A 16878-nucleotide genomic window follows, 5' to 3' on the forward strand; every position below is an offset into this window, starting at 1 on the left:
AAAGCGTTACTAAAGACAGTGTCACTTAACAATAAATAGGGTTATGAATGAACGAATTTTCTATTGTGTGCCGCCTATTGGGCACGCTGTTTTATCGCCAGCCACAGGATCCTTTGCTGACACCATTATTCACGTTGATTAAAGACGGGAAACTGGCGCAGCACTGGCCACTGGAGCAGGATGCGTTGTTGGAGCGTTTGCAAAAGGGGATGGATTTGCCCGCAATGGCGGCGGATTATCAGGCGCTATTCGATAGTAAAAATGGCTCAGTGTCACCGCTGCGTTCGTCCTATGAAAACGGTGCTGATGACGCGGAAATTCGTACCTTTTTACAACAGCGTGGCATGCCGTTAAATGACGGTGGTGTGGTTGGTCATTTTGGCAGCTTGTTGCTTGCCGCGTCATGGCTGGAAGATCAGGCACAAGAAGACGAAACCGCGGCACAGATTACCCTGTTCGATGAGTATCTTTTACCGTGGAGCGATCGTTTTCTCGGGAAAGTAGAAAGCCACGCCACCACCGCATTTTATCGTACGCTGGCGATAGTGTGCCGCGAAGCGCTGGAAGCGATGCGAGATGAACTGAGTGAAAGCGACGAAGAAGATGAATCAGAAGCGGAAGAATAATACCGTGGTATGAAACCTCGCAGTGTGAAACCTAATGCGCCGATAGCAAACATGACCTGTGCTATCGGCGAGTCAGTATTAGTCAGTAAACAGGATAACGATCTGGCCAGGTTTGATTTCGATGCCTTTTGCCATCTTCTTCGCCATCGACTCCGTCGTGCTCTTATCCGCATTCAATACGTAAGCGGGTTTTTGGTCAAAATAGCTTTTTAGTGATTGATTAAGATACGGGCTCAGCGTTTTCATTACCGCCTGCATTTTTTCCGGCTGTACGGTGTAGTCAACCAGTTCCATATCTTTCAGGTAAATCGCGCCCTGCGTTTTATCAAATACTGGCTGTGCTTTCAGCGTAAGCTTCATGTCGGCAGCCTGATTGCCTAACAGAGATGAAATATCGACCTTCGCGTTGCCCGTCAGCGTCACTTTCCCCGGTTCTGCCCGACCAATCTGGCTGGACAGTTCGGTTAACACAATATGGGCATCCACCACGCCGGGCACGCCCAGCTGTTTCTGATAATCATTGTGTTTTTGCAGGTACTCATTCACTTCTTGCTCACTGAGCGTGTATTGCGTGAGTTTATTACAGCCACTGAGTGTAAAAGCAAGCAGCACTGCGGCCGCTGCCATCCATCCTGATTTTTTCATTATTCTGACCTCTTGATGCTATTTACGCGCACAATTCATTCCTACGGTAGTCTATTCACATGAACGAGTCCTTTATGTGAATAATCAGCACGATTCTGCACGGGCAGCGTGCGCCTGATGCGCAGGGTAAACAATAGGATAGCACTGAAATGGCGGATAATGCCGCCTCAGAACGAAGCGGCGGAGTAAAACTCAACGATTAGATTGCCAGGCTGCTGAGTAGCGTGACCTGAGTCTGTTTCGCCATGTTATCCCGATAATCCGCAACACGGGAAGGAGGCGTAACACCCGCAACGATGGACAACGAGCGAAGCAGCGGGAAGAGGTTGATGTCGTCCGTTGATAACGTGCCGTTACAGGCATTCGGTTGAACAATCAGCGGATCCAGATCCTGTAAATCATTGTTCAATTTCTTAATCAGCCCCTGCGAGTGGTTCAGGTGGTCAGCAAAATTGCCTAGCTGGGCTTCCTTCTTATTGACGAAATATTGTCGGGCGGAAGCGGAGGCAAATTCTTCAAAAGCCGCCTGAGCAAAGCGGGGGATAATGAGACGCGGCGTATACTCGGTGACTTTACGCAGCCAGGCGGCGATGGCCGGATTGGTTGGGCCAGTCAGCAGCGGTTTGCGGTCGTAATTATCGATGTAATGAACGATGTCCATGCTTTCTGGCATGTAGCTGCCATCGTCTTTTTGCAGAATGGGCACCATTTTCTGGCCGATCAGTCTCTCTGGCGTTGCGGCGTCATCGTTCGCCAGTATTTGCAGTTCGACAGGGAGGTTTTTCAGGCCGAAGATCATGCGCGCTTTAACGCAGTAGGGACAGTGATCGTAAATGTAGAGCTTCATACATCGTCTCCTAAATCACAGGTTGTAGACAAAGGCCGCAGGGCGACCAAGCGTGTAACCCATCATCAAACAAGATAAGTCGAGTATGCGAGAAGGCTCGCGACGATAACAATTGTTTGAATGTATTAGGAAAGTATAGGAGGGCTTTACCGACGAGATCAAACTCGTCGGTAAAATTCAGACTAATGACCACCCAGCATCGCGGGCTCAATGCGGCGTTGGTTGAACTGCCAATACAGCGCGGCTAACGTCAGGAACCCGATGGTGCCTAGCATGAACCACGGTAGTTCCGGTTGATTCAGTGCATGTCCGGTATCGAATAACCAGCCGCCGCCGCTGTAACCAATCGCGCCACCGAGTGCCAATCCAAGCCGGCTGAACCCCATATAGCTGCCTCTGGCTCTGGAGTCCGCCAGCGAAGCGCTCAAGGTTTCACGCGCAGGTTCGGCAATAATGGAGCCAATATAAAACAGGCTGATCAGCAGCAGTAGGGTTTGCAATTCCGTCGTCATCCCGATCGGGAACATACTGACGGACATGATGAAAAGCCCAGCCATCAGGCGCTGTTCCAGCCGGAAATGCTTCTCGCTCCAGCGGGCGATAGGGTAAAGCAGTGTCAGCGATAGCACCGCTTCAATGGCGTACATCCATTTCACCGCAGACGGCGTTCCCGCGAGCTCGTTGACCATAATGGGCAGCATCAGCAAAACCTGAACGGCCAACATGTAGTAGCCCGTCAGCGTTAAGACATACATCAAGAAACGGCGGTCACGGATGACACGCGTCAGCCCTTCCCGTATTGGCGTCTTGACCGTTGAGATGCGGTAGGCCGGTAGCAGCCAGGCATTGAGCGCAGCGGCAAGTACAAAAATGACCGCACCCGCCCAGCAGACGATCTCGAAATCATACTGGAGCAGCCAACTGCCGATGAGGGCACCGATAACAGCACCGGCGCTATCCTGCATCATTAACAGGGAGTAGAACCGACCGCGTTCCTGCGGACGAACCAGCTTGATGACCAGCGCGGTACGTGGCGGATCGAATAGCGTGCCGCCAAGGCCGGATAGTGCACAAGACAGCCAGAGCAGCCAGGGTTCATCGGCAATTGCCATGAAGACAAAACCGGAGGCACGTAGCAGCATCCCGGTAATAATCATTGGTTTGGCACCAAAACGATCAGCAATAGCTCCGCCGAAAATACCGAGCCCTTGCTGAATAAACTGGCGCAATCCCAATGCGATACCGACTAATAATGCGGCCCAGCCGAGATCGTCGACAAAGCGAATGGAAATAAGGGGAAAGACAACGAAGAATCCCAAAACCACCAGCATATTATCGAGTAATAAAAAATATTTACCCAAGCTCCGAGCTTGCGACATCAGAGGCATGTTTCACCACAACGAAGAAAGGAGGAAAATAACAGACGTGACTATTTTGTACTCTAATTCGACTTTGGTATAGCCTATTGTTGGATAATATTTTTTTATCGATTTAACGTTATCCTGGTAGCATTTCGGCGAGAAAAAATGCCTTTCCTGACTCAACTGCGCAATAACTCGGCGATGGGGATTTTACGTCTATGAATTTATGTGGTTATAGTAAGGATTATCGGAAATGCCGATATTTTCTGCTTATGCGGAATAGTCACTTTTTCAGCGGCGATGAATTTTACTTATCGATAACATGGAGAGGCAGGGGGAAAAATGTTTGGCTACCGTTCAACGCCGGCAAGAGTGCAATTGACAACTGACAGGCTGGTGGTGCGTCTGGCCCATGAACGCGATGCATGGCGTCTGGCCGAATACTATTCTGAAAACCGTGAATTTCTTAAGCCGTGGGAACCCGTGAGAGATGCGAGCCATTGCTACCCATCAGGCTGGCAGGCGCGGTTGAGCGTGATTAACGATATGCATAAGCAGGGCAGCGCCTATTACTTCCTCCTGTTGGACCCGAATGAAAACGAAGTGTGCGGTGTGGCGAATTTCAGCAACGTGCTGCGGGGATCCTTTCACGCCTGCTATCTGGGCTATTCACTTGGCCAAAAATGGCAGGGGCAGGGGCTGATGTATGAAGCGCTGCAACCGGCAATACGTTATATGCAACGTCAGCAGCATATGCATCGCATCATGGCTAACTATATGCCGCATAACCAGCGCAGTGGGGGGTTACTGACGCGTTTGGGATTTGAACGTGAAGGCTATGCGAAGAATTATCTGCTCATTGATGGCAAATGGCAGGACCATGTATTAACCGCGCTGACCAACGCCGAGTGGAAGTCTCCGCGTTAAGGAAAAATGATGAAATACCAATTGGATGCTCGTGAAGCCCGTGTGATTGGTTGCATGCTGGAAAAGCAGATCACGACGCCGGATCAATACCCGATGTCGTTAAACGGTATCACCACGGCCTGTAATCAGAAAACCAACCGTGAACCTGTGATGGAACTGAGCGATAACGAGGTCCAACAAACGCTGGATTTACTGGTGAAGAAGCACTTCCTGCGCACGCTCAGCGGGTTTGGTAATCGGGTCGTGAAGTATGAACATCGTTTTTGTAATTCTGAGTTTGGTGACCTGAAGCTCTCGCCTGCGGAAGTGGCGCTGGTGACGACGCTGCTTCTGCGCGGTCCACAGACGCCGGGCGAACTGCGTACGCGTGCGGCCCGATTGTATGAATTTTCTGATGTCGGTGAAGCAGAGTCTACCCTTGAACAGCTACAACAGCGTGAGGATGGGCCGTTTGTCGTCCGGCTGGCGCGGGAAGCAGGGAAACGGGAAAGTCGCTATCAGCACCTTTTCAGCGGCGAGGCCAGTCATGTTGCTGTCGAAGCGGACAGTGCAAGTGACAACTCATCGCTGGCCGAACGTGTTGAGGTGTTAGAAAAAGAGGTCGCTGAACTCAAACGTCAGCTTGCCGCGTTGTTAGCGTAATGAATCTGTCTCAGGGAGAAAATCAGTGATGAAGCCTCAGTTTGCGTCTGCGGAAAGGGTTCCAGAGAATAGCGGCTTGACACAGCGTCCGCGTATTGGTGTTGTTGGGCTGGGATCTATCGCGCAGAAAGCCTATTTGCCGATCCTCAGTCAGGCTGAACGCTGGGAGCTGGTTGGCGCGTTTTCTCCTGACCAACAAAAGACGCAGCGAATTTGTCAGGACTATCGGATGACGAGTTTCTCTGCACTGGATGAACTGGCAGCACAGTGCGATGCGGTTTTCGTTCACAGCAGCACCGCCAGCCATTTTTCCGTTGTGAGCCAGCTGCTTAACGCGGGTGTCGATGTCTATGTGGATAAACCGCTGGCAGAGACGTTGGAGCAGGCGGAAGCGCTGGTCGAATTGGCAGAGCAACGACAAAAAATTCTGATGGTCGGTTTTAATCGTCGTTTCGCACCGTGTTATCAGCAGCTAAAACAGCGGCTGGATCAACCGTCATCGCTGCGCATGGACAAACATCGGATTAATGGCGTTGGGCCGCAGGATGTCCGTTTTACCCTGCTGGACGACTATCTGCATGTGGTGGACACTGCGCTCTGGCTAGCGGGCGGCGACGCTCAACTGATTGATGGCGTGTTGCATGCGAATGCGGACGGTCAACTGCTGTATGCTGAGCACCATTTCCTGAGCGGCGGTTGCCAGGTGACGACCAGCATGCATCGTCAGGCGGGAAGCCAGCGCGAATGGGTTCAGGCTGTTACCGAGGGTGGGCTCTATCAGGTAGATGAGATGCGTGAATGGCGTGAAGATCGAGAAGGAATCACGATCCGCCCAGCGGTACCCTCCTGGCAGACCACGCTGGAACAACGCGGATTTGTCGGTGCGGTGCAGCATTTCATCGCGGCCGTTGAACAACGGAAACCAGCGGAAACATCAGGTAACCAGGCGTTGCTGTCCCAGCGTATGATTGAAAAATTGCTGGGAAAAAGCTGAAAAGTTCAGCGGTTATGACAATGCGCGGTAGCTATTACACGTGCAATGCGTAGACTAGTCGCACCTCGCAATCAGGATAACCTCAACGGGTTAATAATCGGTCCTGAACCGTTCAGAACATAATCGGATGAATCTACTTAAATCACTGGCTGCCGTCAGTTCCATGACCATGTTATCGCGCGTTTTAGGCTTTGTGCGCGATGCCATCGTCGCCCGTATTTTTGGTGCCGGTATGGCGACGGACGCCTTCTTTGTGGCGTTCAAACTGCCCAACCTGCTCCGACGAATTTTCGCGGAAGGCGCATTTTCACAGGCTTTTGTGCCGATTCTGGCCGAATATAAAAGCCAGCAGGGCGACGAGGCTACGCGGACGTTCCTCGCTTATGTCTCTGGTATGCTGACGTTGATTCTGGCGTTAGTCACCGTGGCGGGGATGGTCGCCGCACCGTGGGTCATTATGGTGACCGCGCCCGGTTTTGCCGCGACGCCAGAGCGCTTTGAGCTCACTTCGGATCTATTAAGAGTCACGTTTCCCTATATCCTGCTGATCTCGCTGACCTCTATGGTCGGTTCGGTGCTCAATACCTGGAACCGTTTCTCGGTGCCCGCGTTTGCTCCGACATTGCTTAACGTCAGCATGATCGGCTTCTCGCTGTTTGCCGCCCCGTATTTCAATCCACCGGTGATGGCGCTGGCCTGGGCGGTTTTGGTTGGCGGTTTACTGCAACTCGGCTATCAGTTACCGCATCTGAAAAAGATTGGTATGCTGGTTTTGCCGCGCTTGAAGTGGCGTGACCCGAGCGTCTGGCGTGTCATGAAACTTATGGGGCCTGCGGTTCTGGGGGTGTCGGTAAGCCAGATTTCGCTCATCATCAACACCATTTTCGCCTCTTTCCTCAGCGAAGGGGCAGTGTCATGGATGTATTACGCTGACCGTCTGATGGAGTTTCCTTCCGGCGTTCTCGGCGTGGCATTAGGGACGATCTTACTGCCGTCGCTGGCGAAGAGTTTTGCCAGTGGTAATCATGACGAATACTCCCGTCTGATGGATTGGGGACTCCGCCTGTGTTTCCTGTTGGCGCTGCCGAGCGCGGTGGCATTAGGCATTTTGGCTAAGCCTTTAACCGTGTCTCTGTTCCAGTACGGCAAATTTAGTGCCTTTGACGCGCTGATGACCCAGCGGGCGCTGATTGCCTACTCGGTTGGGCTGATGGGATTGATTCTCGTCAAAGTACTCGTGCCCGGTTTTTATTCTCGGCAGGATATCAAGACGCCAGTCAAAATAGCGATAGCCACGTTGATCCTGACGCAAGTTATGAACCTGATCTTTATCGGCCCGCTGCAACATGCGGGGCTGGCGTTGTCTATCGGTCTGGCTTCCTGCCTGAATGCTGGCTTGCTGTATTGGCAACTGCGTAAGCAGGACATTTTCCAGCCGCTGCCGGGTTGGCGGGGGTTTCTGGTTCGCCTGTTGACGGCAGTTATTGTGATGTCGCTGGTTTTACTGGGTATGCTGTGGTGGATGCCCGCGTGGGATGACGGCAATATGACAATGCGAATCCTGCGCTTGTTGCTGGTTGTGGTCGTGGGAGCGGGTTCCTATTTTGCCACGCTGGCGCTATTGGGATTCCGTCCTCGGGACTTCGCCCGCCGTAGCGTTTAACGACACCAAATCGTTATTCGGCTGTCTTTGCCTGTAACGCAAAACGCCATTGGTGGCAGCACCAATGGCGTTTGTGTTTCTAATGAATACGTTTTCAGTCGATGAAGAATTACATCTTCTCGACAGTTTCGATGCCGAGCGTATCCAGACCCAGCTTCAACGTTTTCGCCGTCAGCAGCGCCAGTCTCAGACGGCTTTGACGCACGTCGTCACTTTCGGCATTAAGAATCGGACAGTGCTCGTAGAAACCAGAGAACAGACCCGCCAGATCGTACAGGTAGCTACACATTACATGCGGCGTGCCTTCACGGGCGACGGAGGTGATGGTTTCTTCAAATTGCAGCAGACGCGTGGCAAGCGCAAATTCACGCTCATCGCTCAGCGTAATCGGCTGCGTTAAGCTGTCTTCCTGTATGCCTGCGCGCTTGAAAATAGACGCGACGCGGGTATAGGCATATTGCATGTAAGGCGCGGTATTGCCTTCAAACGCCAGCATGTTGTCCCAATCGAAAACGTAGTCTGTAGTACGGCTCTTCGACAGGTCGGCGTATTTGATCGCGCCGATAGAAACCACTTTCGCCAGCGCAGTTAATTCATCGCTTTCCATCTGTGGGTTTTTCTCTGCGATGAGCTTCAATGCACGATCGTAGGCTTCATCCAACAGATCGGACAGCTTGATCGTTCCGCCTGCACGCGTTTTGAATGGTTTCCCATCTTTGCCCAGCATCATGCCGAACATATGGTGTTCCAGGCTGACAGAATCAGGCACGTAACCGGCTTTACGCACGATGGTCCAGGCCTGCATCAAATGTTGATGTTGGCGGGAATCGATGTAGTAAAGCACGCGATCGGCATTCAGGGTTTCATAACGGTATTTGGCGCAGGCGATGTCCGTTGTGGTGTAGAGGTAGCCGCCATCCTTTTTCTGGATGATGACACCCATCGGTTCGCCTTCCTTATTTTTATATTCATCAAGGAAAACGACCGTTGCACCTTCGCTCTCAACCGCCAGACCTTTTGCTTTCAGGTCGGCAACAATGCCCGGCAGCATACTGTTATACAGGCTTTCACCCATAACATCCTGTTTGGTCAGCGTGACATTGAGGCGTTCATAGTTGATCTGGTTCTGCGTCATAGTGATGTCGACGAGCTTACGCCACATCTGACGGCAATACTCATCACCACCCTGCAATTTCACCACGTAAGCGCGCGCACGTTCGGCGAAATCGGCATCTTCATCGTAGTGTTTCTTCGCTTCGCGATAGAATGCTTCAAGATCGGAGAGATCCATTTCGCTGGCGCTTTCGTTTTGCATTTTTTCAAGGTAGGCGATCAACATGCCGAACTGCGTACCCCAGTCGCCAACGTGGTTCGCACGAATCACGTTGTGGCCTAAAAACGCCAGCGTACGGGCTGACGCATCACCAATAATGGTTGAGCGCAGGTGACCGACGTGCATTTCCTTCGCGACGTTAGGGGCAGAGTAGTCAATCACGATCGTTTGAGGCTCAACGGGGGTTAAACCCAGTTTTGGTGCATTCAGGGCGTTCTCAACCTGGCTCGCAATCCACTGCTTATCGAGAAAAATATTAATAAATCCCGGGCCTGCGATTTCTGTTTTTTCCGCAATGCCCTCCAGCGCCAAAAGTTGGACGACTTTTTCGGCCAATTGTCGCGGCGGCATGCCCAGTTTTTTTGCCACGGCCATGACGCCATTGGCCTGATAATCACCAAACTGTGCTTTTGCCGACTGACGAATCTGAGCTTCGCTGTCTGCTGGCGCGCCCGCGGCGGTTAACGCCTGGCTGACTTTTTCGGAGAGAAGAGCCTGAATATTCACCGGTTTACCTTAAATAAAAAATTAAGCCTTGCTTATACCATATTTGCCTTTCCTCGTCAGCAGACGGGGTGACGCAAAGGGATGTTCAGGCGAAAAAATACCCGGCAAGCGGGAGGTACAAGCGGGAGGTAAAAGAAGGGCGATGATATGAAAAAAATGGATAAGGAGAACACGACAAAAAAAGAAAAAATAGTTTTAGGTAGAATAAAAATAAATCAAATCGCGATCTTAACGTTTTTTTGACCGACTATTTGCACCAATTTTATGTGAGTCTCTGGTTTTAAAATGACGAAAAATAGCATATGCCGCAATAGCGATAAGTGCGATGGATATAATGAGTAAAACCATGATGATATCTCTGCGTTATTATTTGTTTTCTTAATTTATACGTTTTCTTTTCGGCGTTCAATGGGGCGGTTATTATTTAAGATTCCTCCCAACATAGATTGCGAGAAGTATCGCAGGTTACGTCAGGTAAAAAACATTTCCGTTTATTAATCAAACAGCATGGTTACCTTTTCTTTGCATTTAATGCGTTTCATGTAATGAAGGTGTAAATAAATGTACGTGGATAAAAATGGAATTTAATTAGAATGTGTCACGGGTGTGATATTCTCACCACGCAAATGGTGATTGATAATGTGCGATGCCGCGAGGAGTATTACTCGATATGTTACCCGATGATTTGAAGACGGATTTAGCGCGTTTTGAGCAAGTGTTACAGGAATTGGCCGATGTGCTACAGCTGGATTTAGACGCATTTCATGCCGATCATATTTCGTTGCGCTGCCATCAGAATACGACGGCTGAATCATGGAAAGCGGCACTGCTAAAGGTCGGCAGCCTGTTGTCTGAAAACCAAATCAATGGTCGCACAATCTGCTTGTTTATTCTGGACAATGCCATCTCGGTCGGACCCTGGCAGATTACCTGTGTTGAGCTACCGTGGCCGGGGAAAAAGCATTACCCGCATGAAGGTTGGGAGCATGTGGAGCTAGTGCTGCCTGGGGAGGCGGAAACGCTTCATCAGCGTGCGCTAGCCTGCTTGTCTGATGATGCGCTGCGTACGCCGGGCATCAAACTTAAATTCAGTTCTCCACAAGGCGAAAAAGAGCGAATTCCTAATCCGACATTGGCGGTAACCAACGGGAAAGTGACAATAAAGTTTCATCCATTTGATATACGCGATGTTGTCGCAAGCGAAATGTCGACGCTATAAAAATAGCGTATGGCTCGTACGTAGCGTAATCAGAAAGATAACATTGGCTGAAAGGAAAAATGGCATGTCACGTTATTCATGCCATTTTCTTTTACAGTGGAACAGATTAATAAAACTGTGGTTTATGTCATGTTTATTTCGGCAACGTATCGCGTTCATTGTGACTCCTGTCTCCTCACGATATGAATGTGAATGCCATAGTTATTACTTTAATCGGCGTGATGATTCGTCGATTTTTCGATAATTAAGAAAAGTGGTCTGGGAGTTTACATGGAGGAGCAGCGATGACGAAACTGGAAGTATGCTGTTATAGCGTTGATTGCGCGATAACAGCAGCGCAGTCTGGGGCTGACAGGATTGAACTCTGTGCAGGACAGCGAGAAGGTGGGTTAACGCCATCTTATGGTGCACTGCGTGGCGCGCGTGAAAAGGTTGCGATTCCTGTCCACCCGATTGTGCGCCCGCGAGGGGGCGATTTTTGCTACAGCGCGACGGAATTTGCTGCCATCAAATACGACATTGAGCAGATTCGTGAGATGGGTTTTCCCGGTGTTGTTGTCGGTGCACTCAGTGAAGAAGGGCACATTGATTTGCCCAAAATGCGTGAAATTATGGCGGCGGCTCAAGGGATGGCGGTGACCTTTCATCGCGCGTTCGATATGTGTCTGAACCCATACATTGCACTGGAGCAGCTCACTGAGCTTGGCGTCTCGCGCATATTGACCTCTGGGCAGCAGCAGACGGCGGAAAATGGGCTGCGGTTATTACGTGAACTAACACAGGCCAGTCGTGGTCCAATTATTATGGCGGGTTCCGGCGTGCGGTTGACTAACGTGCACAAATTTCAGCAGGCCGGTATCCGGGAACTTCACAGTTCCGCAGGCCAGTGGACATCCTCTCCGATGCGCTATCGCAAAATCGGCGTGTCGATGTGTTCTGATACGGAATTAGATGAGTTTAGCCACTATTGTGTGGATGGTGATGTGGTGGAAGCCATGAAGCGGGCAGTCAGCCCGGATCGTGAAATGCAGTACGTGTCATGACATAAGGCATTTACTGGCGTGGTGGTAGAGAGACGGTGTTGTTCTAAACTCCACATCATCATTCTTCAGTTTTGCCGCGCCGCATACCATTAGGTGTGCATGGCAAGTACCAAGCCCCAGCGTGTTGCTGGGGCTTTTTTTGTCGAGCGTGGTAATTTAGGGCTGGTAGACCCCAGGTTTACGGGCAACCAGAACGGCTCGAACCGGAGCGGGGTAGCCTTCCACTGTTTTCGTCGGATCTTCAGGATCGAGGAATTCAGCCAGTGATTCCGTGATCATCCAGTCTGTCCGACGTTGTTCCTGCGTTGTCGTGGTGCAGATATCCACGACACGAACATCAACAAATCCGCATTTCTCAAGCCATGTGGTCAAGGCCGCAGCAGAAGGGATGAAATACACATTGCGCATTTGTGCATAGCGTTCTCCCGGAACCAGCACCTGATTTTCATCGCCTTCAATAACCAGCGTTTCCAGCACCAGTTCGCCACCAGCCACCAGTTGATTCTTCAATTGCCACAGGTGATCGAGCGGGGAACGGCGGTGGTAGAGCACGCCCATTGAAAATACGGTGTCAAACGCGGCAAGTTCGGGGAGTTGCTCAATACCGAGCGGTAAAACGTGCGCACGCTGATCGTCGCCGAGCAACTTACGTACGGCTTCAAACTGGCATAAGAACAGCTGCATGGGATCGATGCCGACTGCCATCGTGGCACCTTCGCCAACCATTCGCCACAGGTGATAGCCGCTGCCGCAGCCTACATCCAGAATCAGGCGATTCTTCAACGGGCTGATGTGCGGCAGAACGCGCTGCCATTTCCAGTCCGAACGCCATTCCGTGTTGATATCCACGCCGTAAAGCGAAAAAGGGCCTTTACGCCAGGGCATCAGGTTACGCAGCAGCTTTTCAATGCCTTCTCGTTGGCCGACTGAAATATCGGGTTCCATGCGTGCCGTAACGCTGTCATTCAAATCCAGAGAAGTTGGCGTCAGCGACGGAAGATGTTCCAGCGAGTTAAACCAGAGTTTGAACTTGCCGTGCAAGGATTCCTGCTGCCAACTGCTGAGCTGTGAAGGCAGCGTGTTAAGCCAGTGGCTGAGCGGGCCTTTTGCGATTTGCTGATAAAAATTGCCGAAATCGATCACGCCTTTTCCTCTGCTTTCACGGCTAATAACGAACCAAAATTAAAACACTGAAACCAAATTTCGCTGTGCTCAAAACCGGCATCTGCCAGTCGGGCCTTATGGGTGTCTACCGAATCGGTCAGCATGACGTTTTCCAGCATGCTGCGTTTCTGACTGATTTCTAGCTCGCTGTAGCCATTTGCCCGTTTGAAATCGAGATGCATGTTGAACAGCAATTCACCGACGTCTTTGTCCGCGAAATTGAATTTCTCTGAGAGCACGAGCACGCCGCCGGGATTCAAGCCCTGATAAATACGCTTGATGAGCACCTGACGCTGGGAAGGTTCCAGAAACTGAAGGGTAAAGTTCAGCACCACCATAGACGCATTTTCGATATCAATATTCAGAATATCGGCTTCTATAATCTCGACGGGCGTATCGGAACGGAAAGCATCAATGTGGCTGCGGCAGCGTTTCACCATCGCCGGAGAATTGTCTACCGCGATAATTTTGCAACCCGGCACAGAGATATTACGTCGCATAGACAGCGTGGCTGCGCCCAACGAGCACCCTAGATCGTAAACGTGACTATCCGGGCGGACGAAGCGTTCTGCCAGCATGCCAATCATCGAAATGATGTTGGAATAGCCGGGCACGGAACGTTGGATCATATCGGGGAATACGTCGGCAACGCGTTCGTCGAATGTCCAGTCGCCTAAATTGGCAATTGGCACAGAGAAAAGCATATCGCGGTTTGGCATGGCAGAAAGTGCACTGAGAGTAATAAAGAGGCGCGTATTCTAGCAGAATACACGGTAGCCTTCACCTTTCACGTGGTGTAGACGTAGGTGTGGACACGGTTTTTGATTCCCGGACGCATAATGTCTGTGCGCCCGAGAAAGGCGGGGATAGTTTTTGCCTCACGCCATCAATACAGCGTGAAAACCAGATCCCAGGGAAGATAATAGAGGTTTGCTGCAATCATCAGAATGAGCGAGGCATAAGTTGCCGCCATACCTGAACGCCGCCAGCGGAATTCGCGATGCCGAAGGCCGTAGTAGTGAACCAAACGTCCCGCAATCAATAAAATGCCGCAGAAGTGGATCATGATGATAAGGGCACCGTTCATTTCCATCAGCACTAGCAGAATTGCCGCAATCGGAATGTATTCCACTGCATTGCCATGTACCCGGATCGCCGTTTGCAATTCATAAAATCCGCCGTCGCCATACGCCACGCGATACTGCATTCTGAGTTTCACAACATCAATAGACAGCTTTATCAACAAGATTGCGCCAAGCACGATATAGAGCGCACTTACCATTTTTTACTCCGTGACCTAACCGAAAACGGCTTGCAGAATAATAGCTTTACCTAACGCAACTGTCGCCTGGAAAGGCTGATTTTTTTAGCGGAAATGGATTACGTTGCGAAATTGCTTATAACCAAACGAACTAACTCATGGGGATATTGAGTGGTTCAAAAGAGCGTCGCCTGCTGTGGCCAATCCGGCTGGGGCGGCAAGGTCGGATCGATCTCGGCGAGTAATGGCCAAAGCTGCTGCGCCAGCGGTGGGGCATCACCGATATCTGGTGTATGGATAAAGAAGAAGGGATTTGCCTCACGCCATTGCGGCAACTTGTTACGCCATGACTCAAACCAGCGAAGATTTTCTTCCTGCTTTTCACTGCCGATAAAGCGAATCAGCGGCTGCGTGGCGGTCAGTACGGCATGTACCGGCACGCGAGGTTTCTTCCGCTGGGCTTCACGCATAGCCGCACTGTCTGGCGCGGCGTGGTGAACCGGGCGGCTGTCGAGAATCACGCGGTTGATACCGCGCTGCTGTAGCCCCTGATTCAGCGCGCGCTCTTCATCGCCTTTGGCAAAAAACAGCGGGTGACGGACTTCCACGCCGTAACTAAATCCCTGTGGCAAGGCATCAAGAAAACGCCATAAAACGGGCAACTGTGTGGGGCCGAAGGCGGCGGGAAGCTGTAGCCAGAGCTGTCCGATACGGTGGGCAATCGGCTCAAGGCATTGATAAAAAAGCCCGACATCGCTGTCACAATTCTGCAAGGCAGTTTTATGACTGATCGTTGAGGGAAACTTGAAGCAAAAGCGGAAGTCATCATGTGTCATATCACGCCAGCGCTCGACAACCTCGCGTGAAGGTAACGCATAAAAAGTCGTATTACCTTCAACACAGGTAAAATAGCGGCTGTAGTCGGCAAGATCGTTTAATCCCAACCGACTCCAGGCGGGATGCTGCCATTGCGGTAATCCGATATACATCATCGCACCATAACGTCATTGAATCTCAAGCAGAATGACAACGATTATCGCGTAATTGTCAGGACATCGCGAGTGAACCGAGAGAAATCGTTTATAAAATCTCGTCCGCCCACTGCGTTGCTTCCATGATCATCGTAAAGAAGTTTTCCTCATCGATACCCAACTGGGTTAACAGTTGCTCAAGTTCTTCCCATTCTTGCTGTTCGTATTTAGTGATTAACGTCAGATAAACCGCGAGTTCACCGGTATGATCCAATAAGCTCTGGTTAATTTTTTCCGAGAGGGCAATTTGCGAAAGCAGCAACGGCATGGGTGAATCTAATACGGCATCGAGCAGGGACAATAATCCGCACAGAAACGCCTCGGTGGAATCGTCCTTCACATTAAAAGAGGCATGTAATAATTCAAAGAATCTGGCACGAATTAAGCTGGTGCGATAAAGCTCGCTGGGTTTATTTTCATTACTGTTGGTAATGCTAATTAACGAAACAAAACGTTTAAGCTCGCGTTGTCCAAGCAGCATCGCCATGGAGCGGAAAGACATCGACGTTGCCGTGATGCCAAAGCGGGTGTTGTATTTGATATTGGTGATGTGGCGCATCAATTTATAATAAAGCGACAGATCGGCACAGACTAATTCTTCGATCGTGGCATAGTTGATCTCAGGTTTATTGACCTCTCTCAGCAGTCTGACGGTATTGCTGGAGTTACTGACCAATTTTTTCGATTTGATCATTTCAGGACGACTGAAAAAATAGCCCTGAAACAGAGAGATACCCAGCTTCTTACTTTGCAGGTACTGCTCATGCGTCTCTACCTTCTCGGCCAGATAGATTAACTTGCGCTGCGTGGTTCTTTTGATGAAATTTTCGATGTCACCAAAGGTCGACAGCGTTAAATCGAATTTGATGATATCAATGTAAGGCAAAAACCGATCCCATTCTGAAGCCATCGAAAAATCATCGAGCGCAATTTTGAAGCCCTTTCTTTTTAGCTTTTTTACGGCAGCAAAGAGATCATTATTGGGGATCGAATTTTCAAGGATCTCAATAACAACCTTTTCCTGTGGCAATACTTCAGCCTGGCCATTGATCAGCATCTGATGGGGAAAATTAATGTAGTAAGGCTGTTCGACCACGGACCTTGTCAACGGATTGGTTAAGAACTGATCGGATATAAGCTGTGCGGTTGCGAATTCAGGACTCACGTCAGGAAATCTATTGGTGATGTCCATGCGAAAAAGTAGCTCGTAAGCAACGGTTTGGAGGTGTTGATTTAAAATGGGTTGACGGGCAACAAATGAATACATAGTTGTTCTCCATGTAAACCATACGCCTTTGCCAGCAATGGGAAAGCGCTTTTTATTAAAATTTTTATAAAAATCAGCAGTTACTTGGTAATTTTAGCAGGTTTTACTAAAAGGGAAGGTCGGTTTCCGTAAATCCTCACGCGATGTGGGTCGGCGAGTGCTGCGTCTTTTGGCCGATGATTGGGCTTCCTTAGATGTTCAGTTTTGCAACAACTCTATGCGGATTAGTGAACATTCCGTTAACCGGAAAGGAAATTTCGTAAAAAGAGTAGGCGACAGCGTCGCAGAGCGTTACCTTCATGCTTATCGTTCGGGCGAATATCCTTTATAATAGCCGCCTTTTTTCAT

The 16878-nt window shown here is 50.2% G+C and carries 16 protein-coding genes; 7 read left to right on the forward strand and 9 right to left on the reverse strand.

The window, feature by feature from the left end; translation table 11 throughout:
* Nucleotides 1-47: 47 nt before the first annotated feature.
* Nucleotides 48-626, forward strand: coding sequence for a TorD/DmsD family molecular chaperone (locus H4F65_RS01540; protein WP_010275958.1), 579 nt, complete (start codon nt 48-50; stop codon nt 624-626).
* 78 nt (nt 627-704) lie between these two features.
* On the opposite strand, the gene H4F65_RS01545 is transcribed toward H4F65_RS01540, so the two are convergent.
* From H4F65_RS01545 to mdtH, 3 genes are all read right to left on the reverse strand, one after another.
* The gene (locus H4F65_RS01545) at nt 705-1271 is read right to left on the reverse strand and encodes a lipoprotein (RefSeq protein ID WP_039319625.1); all 567 of its coding nucleotides are present in this window, start codon (nt 1269-1271) and stop codon (nt 705-707) included.
* A gap of 199 nt (nt 1272-1470) precedes the next feature.
* Nucleotides 1471-2118 carry a glutaredoxin 2 gene (gene grxB, locus H4F65_RS01550; protein WP_010275953.1) on the reverse strand — a complete coding sequence of 216 codons (648 nt, stop codon included), beginning with the start codon at nt 2116-2118 and terminating at the stop codon, nt 1471-1473.
* A gap of 182 nt (nt 2119-2300) precedes the next feature.
* Complete coding sequence (mdtH, locus tag H4F65_RS01555) at nt 2301-3506, reverse strand: multidrug efflux MFS transporter MdtH (protein WP_010275951.1); 1206 nt, start codon at nt 3504-3506, stop codon at nt 2301-2303.
* A gap of 315 nt (nt 3507-3821) precedes the next feature.
* Between mdtH and rimJ the strand changes: the two genes are divergently transcribed.
* From rimJ to murJ, 4 genes are all read left to right on the forward strand, one after another.
* The gene (gene rimJ, locus H4F65_RS01560) at nt 3822-4406 is read left to right on the forward strand and encodes a ribosomal protein S5-alanine N-acetyltransferase (RefSeq protein WP_010275949.1); all 585 of its coding nucleotides are present in this window, start codon (nt 3822-3824) and stop codon (nt 4404-4406) included.
* A gap of 9 nt (nt 4407-4415) precedes the next feature.
* Nucleotides 4416-5048 carry a YceH family protein gene (locus H4F65_RS01565; RefSeq protein ID WP_010275947.1) on the forward strand — a complete coding sequence of 211 codons (633 nt, stop codon included), beginning with the start codon at nt 4416-4418 and terminating at the stop codon, nt 5046-5048.
* Nucleotides 5049-5076: 28 nt separating this feature from the next.
* Entirely contained in the window at nt 5077-6042 is a 966-nt protein-coding gene (locus H4F65_RS01570) for a Gfo/Idh/MocA family protein (protein WP_010275945.1), read from the forward strand.
* A 127-nt stretch (nt 6043-6169) separates the two neighbouring features.
* Nucleotides 6170-7705, forward strand: a complete 1536-nt coding sequence (gene murJ, locus H4F65_RS01575; RefSeq protein WP_010275943.1) for a murein biosynthesis integral membrane protein MurJ — start codon at nt 6170-6172, stop codon at nt 7703-7705.
* Between the two features lie 109 nt (nt 7706-7814).
* Here the strand turns inward: murJ and argS are convergent, their stop codons facing one another.
* Entirely contained in the window at nt 7815-9545 is a 1731-nt protein-coding gene (argS, locus tag H4F65_RS01580; RefSeq protein ID WP_010275939.1) for an arginine--tRNA ligase, read from the reverse strand.
* A 670-nt stretch (nt 9546-10215) separates the two neighbouring features.
* On the opposite strand from argS, the gene H4F65_RS01585 reads away from it, so the two are divergent.
* Nucleotides 10216-10764 (forward strand): VOC family protein, encoded by a 549-nt coding sequence (locus tag H4F65_RS01585; RefSeq protein WP_010275932.1) that lies wholly within the window; start codon nt 10216-10218, stop codon nt 10762-10764.
* A 284-nt stretch (nt 10765-11048) separates the two neighbouring features.
* Nucleotides 11049-11807: a copper homeostasis protein CutC gene (gene cutC, locus H4F65_RS01590; RefSeq protein WP_010275927.1), complete on the forward strand. Its 759-nt coding sequence runs from the start codon at nt 11049-11051 to the stop codon at nt 11805-11807.
* A 156-nt stretch (nt 11808-11963) separates the two neighbouring features.
* Here cutC and cmoB read toward each other — a convergent pair whose 3' ends face one another.
* The 5 genes from cmoB to H4F65_RS01615 all read right to left on the reverse strand — a co-directional run bounded on the left by cmoB (nt 11964) and on the right by H4F65_RS01615 (nt 16530).
* Nucleotides 11964-12950 carry a tRNA 5-methoxyuridine(34)/uridine 5-oxyacetic acid(34) synthase CmoB gene (gene cmoB, locus H4F65_RS01595; protein ID WP_010275923.1) on the reverse strand — a complete coding sequence of 329 codons (987 nt, stop codon included), beginning with the start codon at nt 12948-12950 and terminating at the stop codon, nt 11964-11966.
* Nucleotides 12947-13690: a carboxy-S-adenosyl-L-methionine synthase CmoA gene (gene cmoA, locus H4F65_RS01600; RefSeq protein WP_010275919.1), complete on the reverse strand. Its 744-nt coding sequence runs from the start codon at nt 13688-13690 to the stop codon at nt 12947-12949. The genes cmoB and cmoA overlap by 4 nt, the downstream gene beginning before the upstream one ends.
* A gap of 167 nt (nt 13691-13857) precedes the next feature.
* Nucleotides 13858-14253, reverse strand: a complete 396-nt coding sequence (locus tag H4F65_RS01605; protein ID WP_010275916.1) for an MAPEG family protein — start codon at nt 14251-14253, stop codon at nt 13858-13860.
* 155 nt (nt 14254-14408) lie between these two features.
* A complete protein-coding gene (locus tag H4F65_RS01610; RefSeq protein WP_010275912.1) occupies nt 14409-15221 on the reverse strand; it encodes a DUF72 domain-containing protein in 813 nt (270 codons plus the stop codon).
* A 91-nt stretch (nt 15222-15312) separates the two neighbouring features.
* Entirely contained in the window at nt 15313-16530 is a 1218-nt protein-coding gene (locus tag H4F65_RS01615) for an EAL and HDOD domain-containing protein (protein ID WP_010275909.1), read from the reverse strand.
* Between the last annotated feature and the right edge of the window lie 348 nt (nt 16531-16878).

It is taken from the genome of Pectobacterium brasiliense, assembly GCF_016950255.1.
In the GTDB taxonomy this organism is placed as follows: domain Bacteria; phylum Pseudomonadota; class Gammaproteobacteria; order Enterobacterales; family Enterobacteriaceae; genus Pectobacterium; species Pectobacterium brasiliense.

Bases quoted from the DNA above. Each gene is read 5' to 3' on its own strand.
- H4F65_RS01615 (WP_010275909.1), bottom strand. From the start codon at position 16,530: ATGTATTCATTTGTTGCCCGTCAACCCATTTTAAATCAACACCTCCAA.
- H4F65_RS01545 (WP_039319625.1), bottom strand. From the start codon at position 1,271: ATGAAAAAATCAGGATGGATGGCAGCGGCCGCAGTGCTGCTTGCTTTT.
- H4F65_RS01610 (WP_010275912.1), bottom strand. From the start codon at position 15,221: ATGTATATCGGATTACCGCAATGGCAGCATCCCGCCTGGAGTCGGTTG.
- cutC (WP_010275927.1), top strand. From the start codon at position 11,049: ATGACGAAACTGGAAGTATGCTGTTATAGCGTTGATTGCGCGATAACA.
- H4F65_RS01565 (WP_010275947.1), top strand. From the start codon at position 4,416: ATGAAATACCAATTGGATGCTCGTGAAGCCCGTGTGATTGGTTGCATG.
- H4F65_RS01585 (WP_010275932.1), top strand. From the start codon at position 10,216: ATGTTACCCGATGATTTGAAGACGGATTTAGCGCGTTTTGAGCAAGTG.
- H4F65_RS01570 (WP_010275945.1), top strand. From the start codon at position 5,077: ATGAAGCCTCAGTTTGCGTCTGCGGAAAGGGTTCCAGAGAATAGCGGC.
- mdtH (WP_010275951.1), bottom strand. From the start codon at position 3,506: ATGCCTCTGATGTCGCAAGCTCGGAGCTTGGGTAAATATTTTTTATTA.
- cmoA (WP_010275919.1), bottom strand. From the start codon at position 13,690: ATGCCAAACCGCGATATGCTTTTCTCTGTGCCAATTGCCAATTTAGGC.
- H4F65_RS01605 (WP_010275916.1), bottom strand. From the start codon at position 14,253: ATGGTAAGTGCGCTCTATATCGTGCTTGGCGCAATCTTGTTGATAAAG.
- rimJ (WP_010275949.1), top strand. From the start codon at position 3,822: ATGTTTGGCTACCGTTCAACGCCGGCAAGAGTGCAATTGACAACTGAC.
- H4F65_RS01540 (WP_010275958.1), top strand. From the start codon at position 48: ATGAACGAATTTTCTATTGTGTGCCGCCTATTGGGCACGCTGTTTTAT.
- grxB (WP_010275953.1), bottom strand. From the start codon at position 2,118: ATGAAGCTCTACATTTACGATCACTGTCCCTACTGCGTTAAAGCGCGC.
- murJ (WP_010275943.1), top strand. From the start codon at position 6,170: ATGAATCTACTTAAATCACTGGCTGCCGTCAGTTCCATGACCATGTTA.